At 56.5% G+C, this 18,972-nt stretch carries 12 protein-coding genes and 4 pseudogenes; 6 read left to right on the top strand and 10 right to left on the bottom strand.

Annotated features, from left to right (window positions below; all coding sequences use genetic code 11):
* Positions 1–112 precede the first annotated feature (112 nt).
* Positions 113–1,191 (top strand): annotated as a pseudogene (locus tag C6558_RS32155) (IS3 family transposase); the annotation flags it as partial.
* Here the strand turns inward: C6558_RS32155 and C6558_RS41795 are convergent.
* The 4 genes and pseudogenes from C6558_RS41795 to C6558_RS32135 all read right to left on the bottom strand — a co-directional run bounded on the left by C6558_RS41795 (position 1,156) and on the right by C6558_RS32135 (position 4,419).
* Positions 1,156–3,239: pseudogene (locus C6558_RS41795) on the bottom strand (recombinase family protein). The pseudogenes C6558_RS32155 and C6558_RS41795 sit on opposite strands and share 36 nt — an antisense overlap.
* Positions 3,229–3,498: a hypothetical protein gene (locus tag C6558_RS41130; RefSeq protein ID WP_025428948.1), complete on the bottom strand. Its 270-nt coding sequence runs from the start codon at positions 3,496–3,498 to the stop codon at positions 3,229–3,231. Before C6558_RS41130 ends, C6558_RS41795 begins: the two are co-directional and overlap by 11 nt.
* A gap of 22 nt (positions 3,499–3,520) precedes the next feature.
* Positions 3,521–3,973 carry a helix-turn-helix domain-containing protein gene (locus tag C6558_RS41125; protein WP_107028196.1) on the bottom strand — a complete coding sequence of 151 codons (453 nt, stop codon included), beginning with the start codon at positions 3,971–3,973 and terminating at the stop codon, positions 3,521–3,523.
* Positions 3,974–4,155: 182 nt separating this feature from the next.
* On the bottom strand, positions 4,156–4,419 hold the full coding sequence (locus tag C6558_RS32135; RefSeq protein ID WP_107028195.1) for a DUF5372 family protein: 264 nt from the start codon (positions 4,417–4,419) through the stop codon (positions 4,156–4,158).
* Positions 4,420–4,463: 44 nt separating this feature from the next.
* On the opposite strand from C6558_RS32135, the pseudogene C6558_RS32130 reads away from it, so the two are divergent.
* The 4 genes and pseudogenes from C6558_RS32130 to C6558_RS41120 form a co-directional block, all read left to right on the top strand.
* Positions 4,464–4,652 (top strand): annotated as a pseudogene (locus tag C6558_RS32130) (integrase core domain-containing protein); the annotation flags it as partial.
* Between the two features lie 224 nt (positions 4,653–4,876).
* Positions 4,877–5,191: a helix-turn-helix domain-containing protein gene (locus C6558_RS32125; protein ID WP_107028194.1), complete on the top strand. Its 315-nt coding sequence runs from the start codon at positions 4,877–4,879 to the stop codon at positions 5,189–5,191.
* Between the two features lies 1 nt (position 5,192).
* Positions 5,193–6,029, top strand: a complete 837-nt coding sequence (locus C6558_RS32120) for a HipA N-terminal domain-containing protein (protein ID WP_107028193.1) — start codon at positions 5,193–5,195, stop codon at positions 6,027–6,029.
* Between the two features lie 324 nt (positions 6,030–6,353).
* A pseudogene (locus tag C6558_RS41120) lies at positions 6,354–7,326 on the top strand (IS630 family transposase); the annotation flags it as partial.
* 437 nt (positions 7,327–7,763) lie between these two features.
* On the opposite strand, the gene repC reads toward C6558_RS41120, so the two are convergent.
* From repC to C6558_RS32080, 6 genes are all read right to left on the bottom strand, one after another.
* Positions 7,764–9,008: a plasmid replication protein RepC gene (gene repC, locus C6558_RS32105; protein ID WP_107028190.1), complete on the bottom strand. Its 1,245-nt coding sequence runs from the start codon at positions 9,006–9,008 to the stop codon at positions 7,764–7,766.
* 240 nt (positions 9,009–9,248) lie between these two features.
* Positions 9,249–9,644, bottom strand: a complete 396-nt coding sequence (locus tag C6558_RS32100) for a helix-turn-helix domain-containing protein (RefSeq protein ID WP_199197081.1) — start codon at positions 9,642–9,644, stop codon at positions 9,249–9,251.
* 202 nt (positions 9,645–9,846) lie between these two features.
* Entirely contained in the window at positions 9,847–10,788 is a 942-nt protein-coding gene (locus tag C6558_RS32095; protein ID WP_107028188.1) for a LysR family transcriptional regulator, read from the bottom strand.
* 5 nt (positions 10,789–10,793) lie between these two features.
* Positions 10,794–11,807 (bottom strand): LysR family transcriptional regulator, encoded by a 1,014-nt coding sequence (locus C6558_RS32090; protein ID WP_107028187.1) that lies wholly within the window; start codon positions 11,805–11,807, stop codon positions 10,794–10,796.
* A 602-nt stretch (positions 11,808–12,409) separates the two neighbouring features.
* A complete protein-coding gene (locus tag C6558_RS32085; protein ID WP_158268975.1) occupies positions 12,410–14,266 on the bottom strand; it encodes a hybrid-cluster NAD(P)-dependent oxidoreductase in 1,857 nt (618 codons plus the stop codon).
* Between the two features lie 82 nt (positions 14,267–14,348).
* The gene (locus C6558_RS32080) at positions 14,349–17,552 is read right to left on the bottom strand and encodes an FHA domain-containing protein (RefSeq protein WP_158268974.1); all 3,204 of its coding nucleotides are present in this window, start codon (positions 17,550–17,552) and stop codon (positions 14,349–14,351) included.
* Between the two features lie 312 nt (positions 17,553–17,864).
* Here C6558_RS32080 and C6558_RS32075 point away from each other — a divergent pair, with 312 nt between their 5' ends.
* Positions 17,865–18,932 (top strand): cytochrome-c peroxidase, encoded by a 1,068-nt coding sequence (locus C6558_RS32075; RefSeq protein WP_146160928.1) that lies wholly within the window; start codon positions 17,865–17,867, stop codon positions 18,930–18,932.
* The last annotated feature ends 40 nt before the right edge of the window (positions 18,933–18,972 follow it).

Genomic DNA, 18,972 nt, shown 5'->3' with positions numbered 1-18,972 from the left:
CACTCTCACTCATTTCCCGCATTTGCTCATATCGACGCCTTTTGAATTAGCCCCCGAAAGGCCCGGACATGCTCCCCCACTTAACTAAGTGGGTAGGAGTAATGTTGGTAATATGACTAGCAGCAATTTTAAGATGGAAGTCCTCTCCGGGCCGGAACGTCGGCGGCGCTGGAGCACGGCAGAGAAGCTGGCGATCATCCACGAGACCTATGAGGCGGACGCGACGGTGAGCATCGTCGCGCGTCGGCACGGCATCCAGCCGAACCAGTTGTTCGCGTGGCGCAAACTGGCGTCCCAAGGGGCACTGACGGCGACGGCCGCCGAAGAGGAGGTCGTTCCGGCTTCCGAATACCGGGCGCTTCAGGCCCAGGTGAAGGAGCTGCAACGCCTGTTGGGCAAGAAGACGATGGAGAGCGAAATCCTCAAGGAAGCCCTCGAAATCGCCGGCGGCCCAAAAAAACATCTGTTGCGCTCGCTCTCTCTTCCGCGGGGGATTTTGGAATGAAGACCGTCTGCGAAACTTTGGGTGTCGCCCGCTCGAATATCGCCGCGCGTGCCGCAGGCTCCCCTTCCAGAGCCAGAGGACGCCCGCCACTACCTGATCGCGAGCTGGTGGAGGACATCAAGGCCGTCATCGCCGATACGCCCACCTACGGCTATCGGCGTGTGCATGCCATCCTGCGCCGCAACGCCCGGAAACTGGGGCGATCATGGCCCAATGCCAAGCGCGTCTACCGGGTGATGAAGCTGCACAATCTGCTGTTGGTGCGTCATACCGGAGCGGTCGATGATCGCCTTCACGACGGCCAGGTCGCCGTCGAACGTTCGAACATCAGATGGTGCTCCGATGGCTTCGAGATCGGCTGCGACAACAAGGAGAAGGTCCGTGTCGCCTTCGCCCTCGATTGCTGCGACCGTGAAGCAATCGCCCATGTCGCCACCACCGAAGGTATCAAGAGCGAAGACGTGCAGGACCTCGTGATCACCGCTGTCGAGAACCGCTTCGGCCGCATCAACATGCTGTCCGAACCCATCGAATGGCTCACCGACAACGGCTCCTGCTTCATCGCCAAGGACACCGCATCCTTGCTGCGCGACATCGGCATGGAGCCGTGCACGACGCCGGTGCGCAGCCCGCAATCGAAGGAGCAGACATCACGGTGCACCTTGTTGGATTGGTTGAGCGTCAATTAGCCTGGGTTTGCGGCTACCATAGCGACCGCCGATACCTTTTGCGAGTCTGACGTTTCCTGGAGGCTCATACAGGTAACGATGGTTGGTCGCATAACGGTGGCGCTTGAGAACGCCATCGCGACCGAGTTGGTGGACGGTTGTGGCGCTGACGCCAAGTTGACGAGCCACTTCCTCGCCGGTGAGCATGCCGCTCTCACGTAACCGTTCGAACCGGGTCTTCAACCCATATGCTCGACGAACGAGCATGACTTTCTTCAACGTAAATGGCTCATCGCGCCAATTGCGATGCCCGAGTGCGTTGAGACGACTGGCAATCTGTTGGTCGTTGTCGGTCTCTAGCAGTTCGTTGATCAGCGCTACGACCGCTTCCGGGGTCTTGCGGATCACTGCCATGGGGCGGGGACGAGCGACTGCCAGGCTTTGGGTGCGACCTCCGCGCCAGCGGATATGTATGTTGATCTGCTGATCAACCAACAGTGTCACGTCTTCGATGAGGAGACCAAGCATGCGTTTACGCTCGACCGCGCTCGTGCGTTCGTTGCTCCAGACGCTAGGAAAATCTGCGGCCAGCGCCCGGATCCGTTCCTGCGTAGGGCCGTCCAGCAATGATCGGTCTTTCTCGTGCTGACGCTCATGTTCGCGCTGAAGCGCATCGAGGTCGCGTAGCTTGCCATTCCAGTCCGCTTCGAGTGCGTCGGCAACCAAGCGGTTGTCGGGATCGACCTTCAGATAGCGACGGCGTGCGAGTTCAGCCTCATAGCGGGCGCGTTGTAACTGCTTGCGCGCAGCGAGGCAGCTTGCTCGACACGTTGTGAGATCTCCTCCTGGACCGCCAGCGCGACCTCTATCGCCGTTGGTGCCATTGCTTCGAGCAGCAACGCGCTGACCGCGTCATCGATCGCTGGTCCCCTTGCCCATTGGCAGGTCTTTCCAGCGTGACGAACGACGGCCTCGTTGCAGACGTAATAGGGACGGAGTTTGCCCTCGAACTGTTCATAATGGACCCGCATGCGGGCGCCGCAGCGGCCGCACAAAACTCGTCCTTGCAGCAAGCCGTTGCCCTGGCGAGGCATACGACCCCGCAGGCCCGCAGAAAACCCGACTGCATTTTGTTGGAGGCTTGATTGATTACGCTCGAACTCAGCCCACGAGATATAGCCTTCGTGGGCCTGAGGGATGAGCACCTGCCATTCGGACCTCGGCATCTTCTGCTGTACGGACTTGAGCTTAGCATTATAGCCCGTGCGCGTGCGTCCATATGCGAAAGCGCCAGCGTATCGGGGATTGTGCAAGATCTGAAGCAGACGGGAGTGGTCGATCTCGCTCCAAAGGACATCACCTTTGCCGATACCGCGCCGGATGCGCCGAGGAAACAGGATCTTCTCGCTACGCAGGCGGCGCACGACCGCGCAGGCTGATCCCGCCTCCCGGAAGGTATCGAACAACATGCGCACCGTGTCCTGGATCTGGCGATCCGGATCGAGCACCACGCGCATATCAGGCGTGTAAACCAGTCCGATCGGCAACGGTAACTCGAGCTCGCCACGACGCGCCTTATTGAGAATGCCCCCTTGCAGTCGAGACTTCAGGATGTGCAGTTCGGCCTCACTCATCGTACCCTTCAGGCCGAGCAGCATACGATCGTTGAACGACGCCACATCGTAGACGCCATCTTCATCCATGATGAGCGTGCGCGACATGGCGGCCAATTCCAAAAGACGGTGCCAGTCAGCATTGTTGCGAGCCAGGCGAGACACTTCCAGTCCCAGCACGATCCCTGCGTGGCCCATCGCGACCTCGCTCACCAAGCGCTGAAATCCGTCGCGGTCCTGCGACTGTGCACCGGAAAGGCCGAGGTCGTTGTCGATGACGTGGACGCGCTCAATCGGCCAACCCAACGCCACCGCCCGGTCCCGCAATGCATATTGCCGCTTCGTGCTCTCGGTGTTCTCGAACACCTGACGAAGGGAGGATTGGCGGACGTAGAGAAATGCATCGCGCTGCAGGTGATTAGCACTAATCTTCATGGCATTATCAGTAGACATGGCTTCCTCCTGTCTCTGCTGCCAGCACCATATTGGCGAGCATGTGCACGAGCTGGCGATCGTGCGCGACCAGTGAAGTTGTCTTGAGCCGAGGCGCCGACTGCTGTCGCGCTATCGCGGGTTCATGTGGCGCGATCAGCACTGCCAGGCCGCGCCACAGTCCGTGAAAGACGATGGCGCCCATGCGCCTGGCGCAAGCCGTGCCACAAACAACATCGGCGCGGAGCGCTTCGTAAACATCCTTGCCGTTCGCCGGCATGGCGAATGCGTGCGTCCGCTCGTCACCGTTCTTTTTTTTTACGCGCCACTGCGCGTTCAATACTGCGAGGGTGGACGCTGACGCCCAGTCTCGTCTGCACCAGTTCCGCCAGCGAACGGGCCTGTAGTTCACCATTGGCATCGAGATGCTGCTCGACGAGACGCATGACCTCGCCAGTAAGCTTGTGGGCTGACTTCGGCCCGCGGGTGCGCGGCAAGAGGCCGACAATGCCATCGCGCTCGAACGCGGCCTCCGCTTGATAATAGGTCTGCCGAGACACCCCGAATAGCGCGGCGGCATCCGCTTTGTTGGTGCCGTCTTGGCGGGCGTGACGAAGCATCTCGTACTTCACTTGCACGAGATCGAGCGGATCGAAGAAACCTGCTTCCCGGAACCAGGGGGCGCGGACGACGTCGGGTCTAGGGTTGAGAGCGCCCATCTGGCGCAGGCGATCACGCTTGCTTTCTTTGGTCATAGGCGCCTCCTGTGTGTAACGTCAATTATGCCGCGATTAAGTTGAGTGTCAATTGGATTATACCGACCCTTTAGCCAAAATATCTGCATTATCATGATGCTTCTCATAAGGAAGCCGCCGAAAACATTGCAGGAGCGGCATAATTACCTTGACATTCGCGGCATAATTTACTTGACGCATCCTCACTCTTCCTGCCGACACTTGATGTGATCAATCAGTGACGCCAGCGCCCACAGATCCTCGGGGCGCGAAAAGGACCGACCTGCGGCGACCTGGCTGAACACGCCAGCATCGGTGACATCGGTCCACGAGGCCGGCAGCGAACGCAGTCGTCCTTGAGCGTCGTAGAACATGACGCGGTCTTCGCCCCAGTTCTGCTTTCGTGTCGCGAGAACGAAACGCCGGCCGCGCCAGGGATGAAAGGGATGCGTGACTTCAAACTCTATCCGCGCTTGAGTGTCAGTACGAACTGCAGTCCTGGACTTGAAAGAACGGTATGGCCGAGGCGTTCGTCAAAACCTTCAAGCGCGATTACGTCTCGGTCAATCCAACCCCCGACGCTGAAACCGTCATCGCTCAACTGCCGTTCTGGTTCGAGCATTACAACAATCTTCACCCGCACAGTGCTTTAGGATATCAATCGCCGCGCGAGTTCATCAGCTCGCAATCTCAAACCTGAGCATGTCCGGTCTTTTGGGGGCAACTCCACCTTTGTTCAATTGAATTGCGGTATCGGTAGCAATTGCCACCAACTATCACCTCAACATCACTGGGTTCGTCTTCCAATCCGCGAGGCTCCATGACGGTTGCATGAGTCTACATTCGCTGGATGAGTGACGCTTGTATCGGCCTGGAAAAGAACATTGTGTTCACACATACGCCAATGCGAGAAACCTTGAGTTTATGTCAAAGAGTTCGACATCACTTGAAGTTCTTACCGACGCAACGGTGATTGCGCTGGAAACGCTTGGTTCTCATCTGCGCACAGCTCGCGAACGCAGAGGAGAAAGCCTGAAGACGATGGCCGCAAGGATGGGGACTTCGATCCCGACGCTGCGCAGGATGGAGGCGGGCGATGCAAAGGTGTCGATAGGTGTTTATGCCGCGGCGCTTTGGACTTTTGGGAAGTCCGAAAAGCTTGCTGAGATTCTCAAACCTGGCGATGACGAGTATGCCACGATGCTCGATGTGAACCGGGCGAGCCAAAAGAGAAGATAGTATGAACGACTTCCGAGGAAACTCTCTTGCGGTCTGGTATCTCGAAAATCCGCTCGAGCCGCGCCTCGTCGGCCGGGTGAAGCTCGAGGCAAGCAACCGGAGATGCCTTCTTGAACTGGATGACGAGTGGAGGCGTTCGGGATTCCCTCTCTCTCCGGATCTCACCCATGACATGAAGGTGCATGCCCCCTTAAAGGACATGGTGGCTCCCGGCGCAGTCGAAGACGCCATGCCGGATCGCTGGGGAGAGCGCATGATCAGGGTCGTCTCACGACCGTCGCGCATGAGTCCCCTCGACAAGCTCTGGTATGCGGGCGACCGCCGTTTCGGTGCGCTTGGGATGTCTTCCAGCATCGAGGAGTATCGTCCCGTCGATGAACAGCCACTCATGAGTGTGGATTCCCTTCAGGAAGCGGAGGCGCTGATTGCACGCGTCCTCGATCGTGAACCTCTCAGCGAACGAGAAAGACAGCTCATTGCTAGCGCGGGCAGCATGGGTGGCGTCCACCCCAAGATGCTGATCGAAAATGATGGGGAGGAGTGGATCGCCAAGTTTCCGCGCGGCAGCAACGTGGATCAACTCCCTAAATCCTACGACGACATCGTCGATCACTGCTTCGATGCAGGCTCATTGAGCGTTGGTGTGAGGTTTGTAGAGCTCCGGCACTGCTTCAATCTACCAGTAGATGTGCTCCGAGTTGGCGCGTGCCAGATAGGTTTCTGGCCTTTCCCAATTACCTGCTATTATATAGCCCCAGATAGAAGATGGTTGCGAAAATTAGGATGTTCTTCAAGATGCTCGAGAAACGCCCAAGCTTCGATTTGGCCGCTGCGGTAGCACGCCAGCAGCATTTCTTCTTCGGTCGTGAGCGGAGATAGTTCTGCCTGAGGCTTATGAGCGGATTTCATCTCGTAGTAACTTTCTTTTTGCATAAGATACCTAGTATAAATTAAGGAAGTCATAAGTGAAAAGCCGATGGATTGCAGACCAAAGTCTATCGTCATGTTGCAGACGCGTAACGTTCATTATGACTTCATTTGCAATGCGCGGCACGCTCATCATACCTTGAGGCTTATACCAGCCCTCACTGAAGCTGACTCTCGGGATTCCCAAGAGCCGACGAATCTGAATCGATGACGCAAACTGGAGGTTTGCGATGGGCGGCGGCTTCTTTCACTTGCTTCCATCTACGATGGCGGCTCTCGCGGTGATGCTGCGCGGCTCGGCAGTGTCACCGTGCAGATCGTGCGCGATTGGGTGGTGCGGTTCAACGCGCGCGGTCCCGAGGGTCTGATCAACGGCAAGGCCCCGGGCAAGCCGTCGCTGCTCAATGACGATCAACGTGCGGCCTTGGCGCAAGCCATCGAGCGCGGTCCTACACCCTATCTCGATGGTGTCGTGCGCTGGCGTCTGTGTGATCTGGTCCAGTGTCTGTGGGAGGAATTCCGTGTCTCGGTGAGCGAGCAGACCCTGGGCCGCGAATTGCGCTCGATGGGCTATCGCAAGCTCTCGGCTCGTCCGAAACATCATGCGCAAGATGCCGAGGCGGCCGAGGCGTTTAAAAAAACTTCCCCGCCGCAGTGGCAGAGATCGCCCTTGGCCCTGCCAAGGGCAAAGTAATCGAAGTCTGGTTCCAGGACGAAGCGCGTATCGGCCAAAAGATAAGATCACCCGCCGTTGGGCCAAGCGTGGATCGAGACCATCCGAACCGCATGACCAGCGTACCCGCTCAGCCTATATCTTCGGCGCGATCTGCCCCAAACAGGGCAAGGCCGCAGCCCTCGTCATGCCGTGGTGCGATACTCATGCCATGAACCAGCATCTCATCGAAATCGCCCGAAACGTTGCCGATGATGCGCACGCCATTCTCATCATGGATCAGGCAGGATGGCACATGTCCAACAATTTGGCGGTCCCCGAAAACATCACGATACTGCCCTTGCCGCCGAAATCGCCCGAACTCAATCCTGTCGAGAACATCTGGCAGTTCATCCGCGAAAACTGGCTCTCCAACCGCGTCTTCAAATCCTACGAGGATATCGTCGACCACTGCTGCCATGCTTGGCGGACATTGCAGGACCGGCCCTGGAAGATCATGTCCATCGGTCGACGCAAATGGGCCAATGGGTTCTGATCAATGAGGGTTGGTATTAGGTGCAGATCACGAGGCAATCGCGGAACTCTCCACGGAAATATCGAATTTGCCAGACTCTGATGGAGGCGGTGCGCCATCCGACATAGCGCTTGATGAGACGCATGAAGGCCATTTCGATCAGATATTCCAACTCTCCGGTCGCGCAGCAAGGTCCACAGTAGGACGATTTGCGGTACTGTCGTCCGTAACGGCGGCATCGGCGCTCGACCTCTTCCTTTTCAGGCGATGCGTCTCCAGCCCCTTATACTCGACTCCCTTCCGGCAAGGCGCAGAGATCGGCTTGGTGTATCAGGTCGGCCCTGCTCGACGCCTTGGTCAGAGCGCTTCCTCTTGCCTAACTGAATCATGGGCTTTACCACGTGAACACCTCGATGACATCGTTTAACGTTTCATCCTGACGACCGGCACAAATTCGGCTACGTTTGCAGGCAACCGCCAACGTTCTTGCGCTCCTGCGCTACGGCCATCACCATCGATACCAGCGAAAACTGGCCGCTGGCGGCCTTACGCGTCAATGTCCGGAGATAACCACCAGCGGAATTGATCTGGCCCGCCCGTTCGAGGATGCAAGCGATCACCGTCGCCGCGCCCTCCGGCCTCATGACCTCACAGGCTTCCTGATAGGCAGAGGGACTGACGCCCAGCATCGATCGGACTACGACGGCTGCCGCCATCAGTTCGCGCCAGCTGGAAACCTGGCCCCGCGGGCCATAGGCGACGATATCTGGGCAACATCGCACCACCATTCCAAGCGGCGGGATCTTCTGTTCTCCTTCACCCGACGTTTTTTCTGCAGCCGGCATTTTAGGCTGAGCAGTCCATCGCTCGTCTTTGCCTGGCTTGTTCTCTAAAGCCGGTTCAGATTCAAAATTAGATTCGGGTTTTTGATTCTGTAAGTGGACGCGGTTTTCGCTGGCATTGGCGTCGCTTTTTTCTGTTTTCCAATGATTTTCCAGGCGTTTGATTATGTTCTGTTTCATCCTCAAGAACACCTGCTCCACATCCGACAAGTCCTCGATGGATCGGGCTCGGGAAGCCGTGGTGATCTGCGTGCGGAAATCCGTTTCGATGCCCGGCCAGTCGATGGAGGAAACCTCGTCGCATGCAGCTGAAATCAGCTTACGGACATCGCGACGCAACAGTGTGATGCGTTCGCGCAGGATTCGTATCTGCCTGCGTTCGGCGGCGACTTTTTCTGCAAGGGCGGCCAATTCTCCTGCGCGCGCAAGAAGTGGCGCCAGACTGAACCCGTAGGCCGTCTCCACGCGCCCGTCATGGCCCTTGCGGGCATAGCGCTTGCCGTTCGGACTGTCGCGCCGATGAACGATCCCCGCCTGCACGAGAACGTTCAAGTTTTCACGCAGTGTGGTCGCGGCAATTCCGTTGGCGCGCGCGGAGAGCTGGGCGTTGGACGGAAAGACCGTGAGGTTCTGGTCCGCGGACAGTTCAATCGTCGGATGAAAAGACAGAAGCGCCGTCAGAACAGCGATCGCGCGATCGCGCAGGCCGAGTTGCGTGCGCGCGTCGCAGACATCACGCAGCACCTTCCACTTGTCGACTGGTTGCGGCACGGGCGCTCTGCCGACCGCGATCTGTCCCTTCACCTGCGCAAGCGTCACCGCCCGCCGCCCGAAGGGCGTCGTTACATTTCCCACTTCCATGTTTCTCACCTTTCAAAAAGGCAAAAGAAATCGTTCACCCGAAGGTGTTCAAACGCTTGACTATGCGGGGTGGAAGTGCGACTCTCGTTCTTGGCTAGAGAATGAGATGAGGCTTCCATCGGCAAACGTTGGGGCCTTTTTCTTTTGCGGATTAATGTCCTCTCATTTCATCTTCATTTCGCGTTTTCTCTTTTGCCATTCAGGCGCTCCGTGATCCGGAGGCGCTCTGCGAACATTTGATCACCGCGTCTGTGAACTATCGAATAGGGGCAGGGGCCCTGCCGAGCTCGGCGCCGGCGGATTATCACCGCACGGCGACTGAGGCTCTAGATCGCAAAGGCGTTCTTCAAAATGCTCGCCCCACCCCTGCAACGCCCGTAGGATAGGCGCGAGCGTTTGCCCAAAAGGCGAGATCGTATATTCGACGCGCGCTGGCACCTGAGCATAAACCCTGCGCTCCACCAGTCCGTCACGCTCTAGATCGCGCAACTGGTTGGTGAGCGTTCTTTGCGTAATTGCCGGGACGCGGCGACGAAGTTCGCTGAACCTAGCGGTTCCGTCCAGCAGATGGAAAAGGATCACACACTTCCATTTTCCAGCAAGCAGCTGCAGAGCCCGTTGGACCGACGAGGCCATCTTCTTTTCAGCACGGCAATGGCGGTTTTCCAACATTTCGGTACCTTTTCTGCACTATCATGCATTTTTGACTCCAAGCATCTTTTAGTACCGCAGACAGATTCTCAAGCAGATGCTGCGGTAAAGATTTCATATAAAGATTACAGGTGTAACAGTTCATGCTCCCCACTTTCCGACCCGGCGCCGCACCTTTTAGCGACGCTTAGGCTGCCTCCAGGATACCGGAAGCAATCATACTGCGAACACCTGCGTGTATGCTGTTTCGATGCCATCTTTCGTGCCAGATCATGGAAATCTGATAGGTCGGCATCACACCTTTCTTGGGCACGAAGGTTTGAAGGCCATAGCGCGCGGCGAGGAAATACGCAGACGCAGCAGGCAGAACCAAAACGGCATCGGTTTCCTGAACAAGTCGCGCGGCTGTATGGATATCTGGCACGGTCAGTGTCTCACGGCCGCGTGGACGAAGCGCTTCCAACCCGTCGTAAGCTTCGCCGAAGCCTGTGTTATAGGTGCTACCGATACGCAATGAGAGAAAGCGACCGAGTTCTTCATAGGTGGTCTTGCCGCTCGCCGCCACATGGCCCTTGCGGGCCACGCACACGGTCGCAACAGGCGGCAAGGCGCGACAGTAAAAACCGGTCGGTGTATCGTCGGTGATCCCGAGGGCGAGATCCGCGCCCCCGCTCTCGAGTTGAGTGATGACATTGGAAAGGCCGATCATCGGCACGAATACCGTGGTTGGCGATACCTCTCGAAAATATCCGGTGAGATTGCTGACCAGCAAAAGTGCTAGATGATCGGCCATGGCGACTGCAAACCGTTCGGGGGCCTGGACCTGCCCGCCGAAGATGTTGGATATATTGCCGATGGCCGCTTCGACTTTCGGCGCCAGCACCTTTGCCAGCGGTGTCAATTCAAAAGTCCGGTTGCTGCGCGTCAAAAGATCGTCGCCGAACATTTCGCGCAGTCGCGTCAGTGCCCGGCTTGTCGCTGGCTGGCTCAGGCGAAGGTCATTGCCTGCATGCGTCAGGTTTCGAAAGCGCAGCAAGGCATTGAGGACAAGAAGCAAGTTCAGGTCAAAGGCGCCAAGATCAATATTACGATCCGGGTACTCGATCTCGATGGCGAGATTGGACGCCATCGAGATCACGCTTCCGCGATGGGCCGGAGCAACCTGGCATGGGCCTGTTCCTGCTCGACAACAGATCTCGCCGCAGCGCCAATATCGCCGATGACCCGGCGTCTGGACAGGGCAGAGCCTCCCGCCAACCAGTACATGGAAACTTCCTGCTGCTTAATCGCAAGAGGCGGGACCAACGCTGAAAGATGAAGCGTTTTCGTCAACCATCCCGCAATGGAGCGAGGCACGGTGAGCGCAAGTCCACTTTCTGACACCATCAAAGCGGCCGACGTGATGTCCTGCACCTCGAACAACTGCGTGCGACGGCGCCCATATTTCATCAAAGCATCGACGACCTGAGGATAGGTTTCCGTGCCGTTTTCAACGAGATGAATGTGAGTGAGATCGAGAAATGCCTTTTCGCTCGGCCGGACGCCACCCAGATCGTGACGCTCGAACGCCACGAGCGTCACGAACTCCTCCGAGAACATCAACTCATGCTCAATGTCGTCACAAGCCTCATGTACACTGCCAAGCATGTATTCGACAGCGCGCGCGCGTAGCTGCCCGAGACCTTCTCGGGGTGTCTTGTGAGTATTGACCTTCAACGGTTCGTTTTCACGGGCGGTAGATTTGAGAAGATGCGGCAGGAGGGCCGGCGTCAATCCCGCGTTGATGCTCACGCGCACACCCTGCTCGGCCTGCCTCGAGGAGACAACTTCGCGTATGTGCGCCATGGCGAGAGGAACGGTTTCTGCCAGCCGCTCGCCGCGACTGGTCAATTTCAGACCGGTGGAACTGCGCACGACCAGGTCGTCACCAAGGATTTCGCGCAATCGAGCCAATGCGCGGCTTACCGCGGGCTGAGCCTGGCCTAATCGACGAGCAGCATGCGTAACGTTGCGCGTCAACAGAACTGCTTCCAGCACAACGAGAAGATTGAGATCAACGCCGCTAAGATTCATATCTGGCTTTATTTTGTTGCCATCATTCGATAATGGTAAATTATCGATATGCCCTGAATCACTTTTATTTCCCATCCCGATCTCTTGCCTTTTGCCTGTATCTCTAAAGAAGCGAGCGCTCGTCCTGTGGTCAAACAGCTATGCAAAGGCTGAGGCCTGACCGTCGGGTTATAAATCCGACGCCGTTTCGGTCGATGTACACCGGGTTGCCGTTCAGCCCGTGATCGCGGCCGAAATAGAAGGATGGTCGCGCTGGCGGAAAAACTTGAGTGGAACTGCAGATGGTGACCGGAGTTGTGAAGACCTCAGTTGTCTAGATTTGTGAGCTGGTAGGGCCGATAATTGTTCTCGAGTACACGGTCTTCGGGACGCAGAAGCGTGGCAGGCCATTGCGAAAGGTCATCAATACATTCTCCGCTCTTTATAGGGGCGAGGTTGAATTGTTTTGGCGGTAAGTATTCTACGATGAACGGAGACTGTCATTCCCATTCACAATTCGGTAGTGTTCCGTTACGTGACACTGTGTTGCGAAATGGGGAACGCTTGATTAGCAACCGTAGATATCCCCGATGCGAGATCTGCTTACGGCGTCGGCTCTACATGCCTATTGTAATCGTCCGCTGTTCCGAATTGCAAGCAAAGGTCGTTGAGATTGATTAGAAAGGATCAACTGTAGATTACAACGCAATAACCACCTTTCCTCTCGCCTTTCCGACACAGGCCAAGATAAATCCGGCACTCAGATCTTGTGGAGACAGGGCTGTCTGGCTGTCCATTTGCACGTCGCCCGAAACCTTTCTCATCTTGCATGCTCCGCACACGCCCGCCCGACACGAGTGCGGCAAGTTCACACCTGCGGCATCTGCAGCGTCCAAAATCGTCTGACCAGACGACGCACTGAATTCCTTGGAGGTTCCCTCGATGGAAATCTCGGTTTTGGCGAAGGCGGATGGTGAAGCCAATATCGGGGCAGCGACTGCGCGCGCGATTGGCGTCACATTAGATGGCGACGGTTCCAACGACCCGGTAAAAGCCTTGGGTTTCACGTTCACGCCCGTCGCGGCGTTTGCAGCAGCGCGCGGCAATGACGGCGATAAGTCTTCGATCGCTGCCTCCAACCGCGCTTGACTGGAAGACGCAGTCGTTCCGAGCCTGCTAGAAACATAGCTGTCTTTCACCAACGATGGCGTCATCGCAGCGCTAGGTTCTGCCGAAACCTTTACTACCGTTGGAGCGGCGGCCGGCGCACCGCCGAAACTCTCGTCATGATATTTTTCCGAGGGTAGCCCCATCTGCATCAGCAGAGCTTTGGCAGCGGCCATGTATCCGGGCGGCCCACAAACGAACGCTTCCCGTTCGATGAGGTCAGGAACATATGTCCTCAAAAGCATCTCATCGAGCTTGCCCGTCGGTCCATGCCACGGCCGTGCCGGCGAGGCTGCGGCAGGCACGATCGCCAGCTTCAGCTTACCGGACAGGCGCGTGCTCAGATGCAGCAACTCTTGATGGAAGATGATATCGTCTGGTGTGCGCACGTTATTGATGAAAACGATATCGGCGTCCGACGCCGTATCGACCAACCAGCGCAGCATGGACATGGTCGGTGTGATGCCGCTGCCGGCGGCCATGAAAAGCAACTTCTTTGAAGGATGGTCGAAGCAGGTGAACTTGCCGGCTGGGCCACTAATGGCGCACTCGAACCCTTCGACCATGTTGTCGAACAACCAATTAGACATCCATCCCATCGGGACCTTCTTGACTGTGATCGAGAGGGTATATGGACGCGACGGCGACGACGAGATTGTATAGCTTCGTCGCAGCGCACCCGTGGGCAGGGCTACTTCGATGCCAACGAACTGACCCGGCTTGTAGTGGAACAACGCGGGAGGATCGGAAACGAAGCTATAGGTTTTCGTATCCGCCGTTTCCCACACCACCGATACACATCGGACAACCGTCTTTCCGGCCCAGACCCCCGTCCGCCCCGGCGCCAAGGCCGTCGCCGGCCAGACGCTTGTAGAAGCGACGGGAGCAACTATTGGTTCTGGAGACGTTCGAGCCACGACGGAAGCAGCCGAAGGATCGAGGCGTCGTTCAAGAACCGGCGCTTGGTGCGATCCGTAACCCTTGCCAAGGATCGAACCGAGATCCTTGCGCGCCTGCGCCCGCAACTTCTGTTCGCCCTCGACGAGCTTGGCCCCATAGGCGCTCACGGCGAGCCGATCGATGAACTTGCCGAGTGCCGTTCGGAGTTTGTTGGTGCGCTCGTCGCCCAAGACAGCTTTCACCTGCTCGATTGCAGCGCTTATTGTGCCGGCGTCAACCTTGAACACCTCGTCTTCATAGTCCGCCCAGAACGACGAATATCTTTCCAGCAACTCGAAGAGAGCGTTGCGTAGGTCGTCGCTTTCTACCCAAGTGGTGTCTCTTATCAACACCTGGAACTTACGAACCTCATGCGCTGTAATTCGCTTTTCAACATCCGATGCGTAAACGAACATAGAAAAGACTATTCTTGCAATCTCACTGTCCATCTTAGGAGGTTCTATCTGCTCCATTGTATTCATGATACGAATCTCACCGCTAATAGATTATAATTTGTGGTATAAAAAGTATTCAGTATTGGCCTTTAGTCGGCGGCCGGACCTTTGGAGCTGACACTTTGTCGGTCATTTCGAAAGATTTGCCGACCGCTATGAGTTTTTGCCTCGACGCTGCTGCGATGACTTCGGGCGTTGGCGGCGTCAGCAATATAGTTGCGAAGTCGCTCATCACTTCCGGCACGAACGACGAGGTGGTATCGGCCAGGTCCGCATTGACAAGGTCTCCGGGACCGAATGCGACGTCTGGAACAAAATCCATGCGCTTGGGATCAAAGAGTCTGACTTGCCCACGCAGAACAAGGAAATAGAAATCCACATCTGCCGTTGTCTCGAGCCTGCAGTTCTTGACATAACGTTCAACGCGGCATTGCAAGGCGATGCGAGCGAGATCTTCGAGTGGCAAGGTGGCCAGGTGTGCGTTGCGCGCGAGCATGGCCAGGCGCAGGACAGGATGAACCACCAGCGCGTTGTCCTTGTCGAAATTGTCTTCGTAATTGATTTCTATCTGCGGCGCGTCGTCGGCAAGACTGCCCAACTTTATAACGCTTCGCTTTTTCAGAACGACAGATTCTTCGACAATCTGCCTGCCATCCACATACACGGCGCCTTCATCGAGGCGGGCCAAGCGAAGCACGCCCGCGCGTACGGTGACTGTAGCATGATAAGTCCACACATCGGGGTGATTGGGCGAAATATCGTTGTCGAGAGCTCGCCCGATTGTGATTTGGCTTTTCGCAGATGTGAAGACTTCATCTTTCCGTCCGGGAACCCGGACAGTGGCGCGCAACAAAACATCGTCCGACGTGGTTTGTTTTACCTCGGATATTCCGGCCATATATTGGATTGCCGCGACGAGCAGCGGATGCTCATCGGTGTGTAGTTCGTCAAGCAGTTGCTCAGCGGTGTTACGGGCGGCCTTCTGGTCAATGTAACCAAACACCATAAGGCCTATCGCCTTGATCACAGGTTCCTGGAACTCAAGCAGATGCTTCAGGTTGCTCGCAGTATCGAGACTGGCGATAACCGCCTTGCGGTGCGTCCAGCGCTTGGGCAAAGGTGACGCCGCATCCTCGATATCTGCTTTTGCGTCTCCCATGAGGATAGCAACGATCTTGGGATGGAATGCCTCTCGCCAGCGCATTGCGGGGTTTCCGGGAATGGTCTGTCGCAAAATGAGGGTAAGATCGTGACCACACAGCGAAGCCAGATTTTCAGCGTAGGCCAGATATTCCGGCTCAGGACCGAAGTCCTTCAAGATCGACAAGGCCTTGATGCGGATCTCCTGCTCATGCGCATCCATGGAATTGTGCAGTAGATCGAGAAGTGTCGTCCCGAGGGGATCGGAGATCACGGCGGACTCAATGCAAAGTCGCAGCGACTTCTGCCGGTTTAACGCCTCGAACGTCTGCTCCATGGTTGTGGAAACGACTGTTGCCTGCGATGACAACTCCAAAAGAACGGCTTGATGGTCATAATCGGTGATCTGCAGGCTCTGGCGCAAGACCTGAACCGTCGACTGGAAGCTAGCCTCTTTGAGAACATCCTGCAGGGATACACCCTTTTCGAGACGCGCCACGACAGCACTGTTGAGCAGAACCCTGTAGTGACCGAGCATCTCTTGTTTTTCATGGTCAGTCAGACCTGACATCCCAATCACGGCGGTGTTCGAGAACCCTAACTGCTCGAGAGTCTTTTCGTGCTCTTCTTCGGAGATGTTCATCTGCGCGCGCAAATCCTGGAGGAGCTTCAACGATGACGAACTCGCGGTTGTGCCGTTGACGACAGCCTCTTCGAGAATGTTGCGATAGGCATCGAGCTTCTGCTGCTGGGAAAACCCAGGAAGGACTTTCGTGAGAAGGTAGATTTCGTCGGCTTTCAGGTTTTCGAGCTTGCGGCCCTCGAGAAACTTGCTGACATTGACCTTCATCCTTTTGAGCTCGCCGAGAAGATTGGAAGCCATGCTTTCCTGCTGGTAGCGCACCGGGCTTTGCTGCAACGCGAGGCGCAGCCAGATCGTCGTCAGCGCGACGATCGCGATATCGACAACCCGTGCGCCAAGGTCGGGGAAAAGAAGGATATTGGGACGGCCGCCAAACAGGTAGAACGCATTGATCGAAGCCCATGCCGCGATGCACAGGCAGTGGTGGACAACGAGCTTTTCCGTGATGTTCTCCTTTCGACTGCAGTAGCGCCGGTACAGCATTTCCAGACCTCGCCCGAGCCCAAGCGACGTCGCACAGAAAACAGCGAGCACCACCGGCGCACTGACGAGTTTGGGGATGTTGACCGGGTAGCCGAAGATGAAAAGGCCCGGCGCAAGGATTTTCTGGACTGCACCGTCTTCATGGGTCCAGATGCCTGAAAAATAGTAATCCCAGTTTCCGGAATAAAGATAATAGAATCCGTAAAACCCGAAAATTAGGCCCAAAAACATATAGTAGACGTTGCGTCGCTGAGGGTCGAGAACGCCGTTCCAATAGGATCTCTGCAGATCAATATCACCGCAATTGGCGGTGCATGCGACGCAGGCGCTGACGTCACCCTTTGGGGTCGGCTTGCGACACATGGACTGAGGCACCGCCGGCCGGGAGTAGTGTGGCTGGCTTTCCAGGATGCCGCCTGGCTCCGTATAAATCTTCTGAACGACATTTGCGGGGCAGAAATAGTTGCACCAGGTCTTGCCGCCCCAGAGCACTCCCGTAAGCATCGCAAGACCGATGACCGTCAGGAAGGCGATTGCGAGCGCGGTGCGGTCCGTATTGATGATGAGCAGGCGCATCGTCACGCCGGTAAACAGCATTGCGAACTGGATGTACCAGCTATTGCGCGCGATCCAGCTTGAAGGGGTTATCAGAGGTATCTTTCGGGTAATCAGACCCGTGCGGCGCTCTAATTTGCTACGAAACCGTCTCAGCCCAAGGTAGCCTGGAATCTGGGAGGCAAGCGAAAGCGGACATATCCGGCGCCAGGCTTCGTGTCCAAAAACCATCAAAAACAGGGGGACGATTGGCACGAGCATCGTCCAGAAGATACGTGTTCCCATGGCGTAGGGTGTCGCCACCAGCTCTTGCAGCTGAACCTGCACGGCTTGATCGTCCACCCGAAAAGGACTGCCTAGTGTGCCTGGGTCAGTAAGAGCAATCGAAAACGGATCCCAGAATAATGATGCGATCAGCACAAGCCAGCCAGCAAGCAGCAGGCCACGCACAGTGAGCATCCTCCGCTCCGAAACTCTTGAAAACATGACCGCTCCCTGTTGAACAGCCAAGGATGTCGACTGACTTCAGAACTTGGCACGATCGCAAGATGTTTCTCTTGTCTGAGGCGCGCCGCATTTGGAATCCAGTTCAGCCATGGACCGCATACAAACGTTTCAGCCCTAGAATAAGGGGGTTTCGAGCTCTGCAAATTGTCATTTTCAGCATGGGGCTATAACACTGGCGCATAATTGCCTCCGCCCGGATTGGCGCATAACAGTGTCGAAGAACAACCCGACATCACAATCCAAGCAGAAAGAGGCGCAGCTCCTGTGATAAGCATCTTCGACGCGCAATGTCCTGCGAAACAACCTCTTTCGGATGAACGCCTGAAATGCGCCCGGGCAACCTTTGTAATGCGTCGTCTATTCTTGTTGGGCAGCGCTTTGTCCATCTTTGCCGTCGGCATATTTTTGGGAGCACCAATTGCCGCGGCAGACGCGCTATTGGCCAATGAACCAATCACTCCCGTGCCGCTCGAAACCAAGCTGGACGAGCGCAAAGTGACTTTGGGCCGACGGCTTTTCAACGACAGCAGGCTTTCGGCAGGCAATGGCCTATCCTGCTCGAGCTGCCATATGCCCCATCTCGGCAGGGCGGACGGTTTGCCGCGTTCGCGTGGCGTGCCGCGAAATCCCGGCGTGGTCAATACACCGACGCTCTTCAATGTTGATCTCAATTCGAAGCTGAACTGGAGCGGCAATATCACCTCGCTCGAGCAGCAGGCTCATCGCGTCGTGGAATCCAAAACCTCCATGGCTGCGCATTGGAACGACGTCATGGCCGGGCTCAGGCAGGACTCCGTGCTGGTCGAAGAATTCAAGGCGATCTATCCAAATGGAATGGAGCAGGTCAGTGTCGTTGATGCGCTTGTAAGTTTCGAGCGGTCGCTGAATACACCAAATGCTCCCTTCGACCGCTATCTACGCGGCGACAACGATGCGATTGGCCCGGATGCAAAAGCGGGCTACCGAATGTTCAAGGATTACGGCTGCGTTTCCTGCCATCAGGGCGTGAACGTAGGCGGCAATATGCTTCAGGCTTTTGGTATATTCGGGAACCCGGCGTCAGCGGGCAAGGGAGCAAATGTCCCAGGTTCGGCCGTAGACACTGGTATCTCTAACGAACGCCCTGTTTTTCGCGTTCCTACACTGCGAAATGTCGCCCATACCGCCCCTTACTTCCACGATGGCTCGGCAGCCACGCTTGAGGAGGCAATCGGGGTAATGGCTGCGCGTCAGCTCGGACGAACGCTTACGGACGACGACACCGCTAAACTTGCAGAGTTTCTAAAATCGCTGACTGGAGAATATCAGGGCATATCCCTGGATGATCTATGATTGCGGAAACGAAAAGCGCGACGAGCCAATAGGAAAGAAC

It is taken from the genome of Ensifer sp. NM-2 (assembly GCF_003024455.1).
Lineage (GTDB): Bacteria > Pseudomonadota > Alphaproteobacteria > Rhizobiales > Rhizobiaceae > Ensifer > Ensifer canadensis.
This window is presented reverse-complemented; position numbering and strand designations above follow the sequence as displayed.

Excerpts from the sequence above, each read along its gene's own strand:
- C6558_RS41125 (WP_107028196.1), bottom strand. The coding sequence starts at position 3,973 with ATGACCAAAGAAAGCAAGCGTGATCGCCTGCGCCAGATGGGCGCTCTC.
- C6558_RS32095 (WP_107028188.1), bottom strand. The coding sequence starts at position 10,788 with ATGGCGTCCAATCTCGCCATCGAGATCGAGTACCCGGATCGTAATATT.
- C6558_RS41130 (WP_025428948.1), bottom strand. The coding sequence starts at position 3,498 with ATGCCGGCGAACGGCAAGGATGTTTACGAAGCGCTCCGCGCCGATGTT.
- repC (WP_107028190.1), bottom strand. The coding sequence starts at position 9,008 with ATGGAAGTGGGAAATGTAACGACGCCCTTCGGGCGGCGGGCGGTGACG.
- C6558_RS32120 (WP_107028193.1), top strand. The coding sequence starts at position 5,193 with ATGAACGACTTCCGAGGAAACTCTCTTGCGGTCTGGTATCTCGAAAAT.
- C6558_RS32080 (WP_158268974.1), bottom strand. The coding sequence starts at position 17,552 with ATGCTCACTGTGCGTGGCCTGCTGCTTGCTGGCTGGCTTGTGCTGATC.
- C6558_RS32125 (WP_107028194.1), top strand. The coding sequence starts at position 4,877 with ATGTCAAAGAGTTCGACATCACTTGAAGTTCTTACCGACGCAACGGTG.
- C6558_RS32085 (WP_158268975.1), bottom strand. The coding sequence starts at position 14,266 with ATGGACAGTGAGATTGCAAGAATAGTCTTTTCTATGTTCGTTTACGCA.
- C6558_RS32090 (WP_107028187.1), bottom strand. The coding sequence starts at position 11,807 with ATGGGAAATAAAAGTGATTCAGGGCATATCGATAATTTACCATTATCG.
- C6558_RS32100 (WP_199197081.1), bottom strand. The coding sequence starts at position 9,644 with ATGGCCTCGTCGGTCCAACGGGCTCTGCAGCTGCTTGCTGGAAAATGG.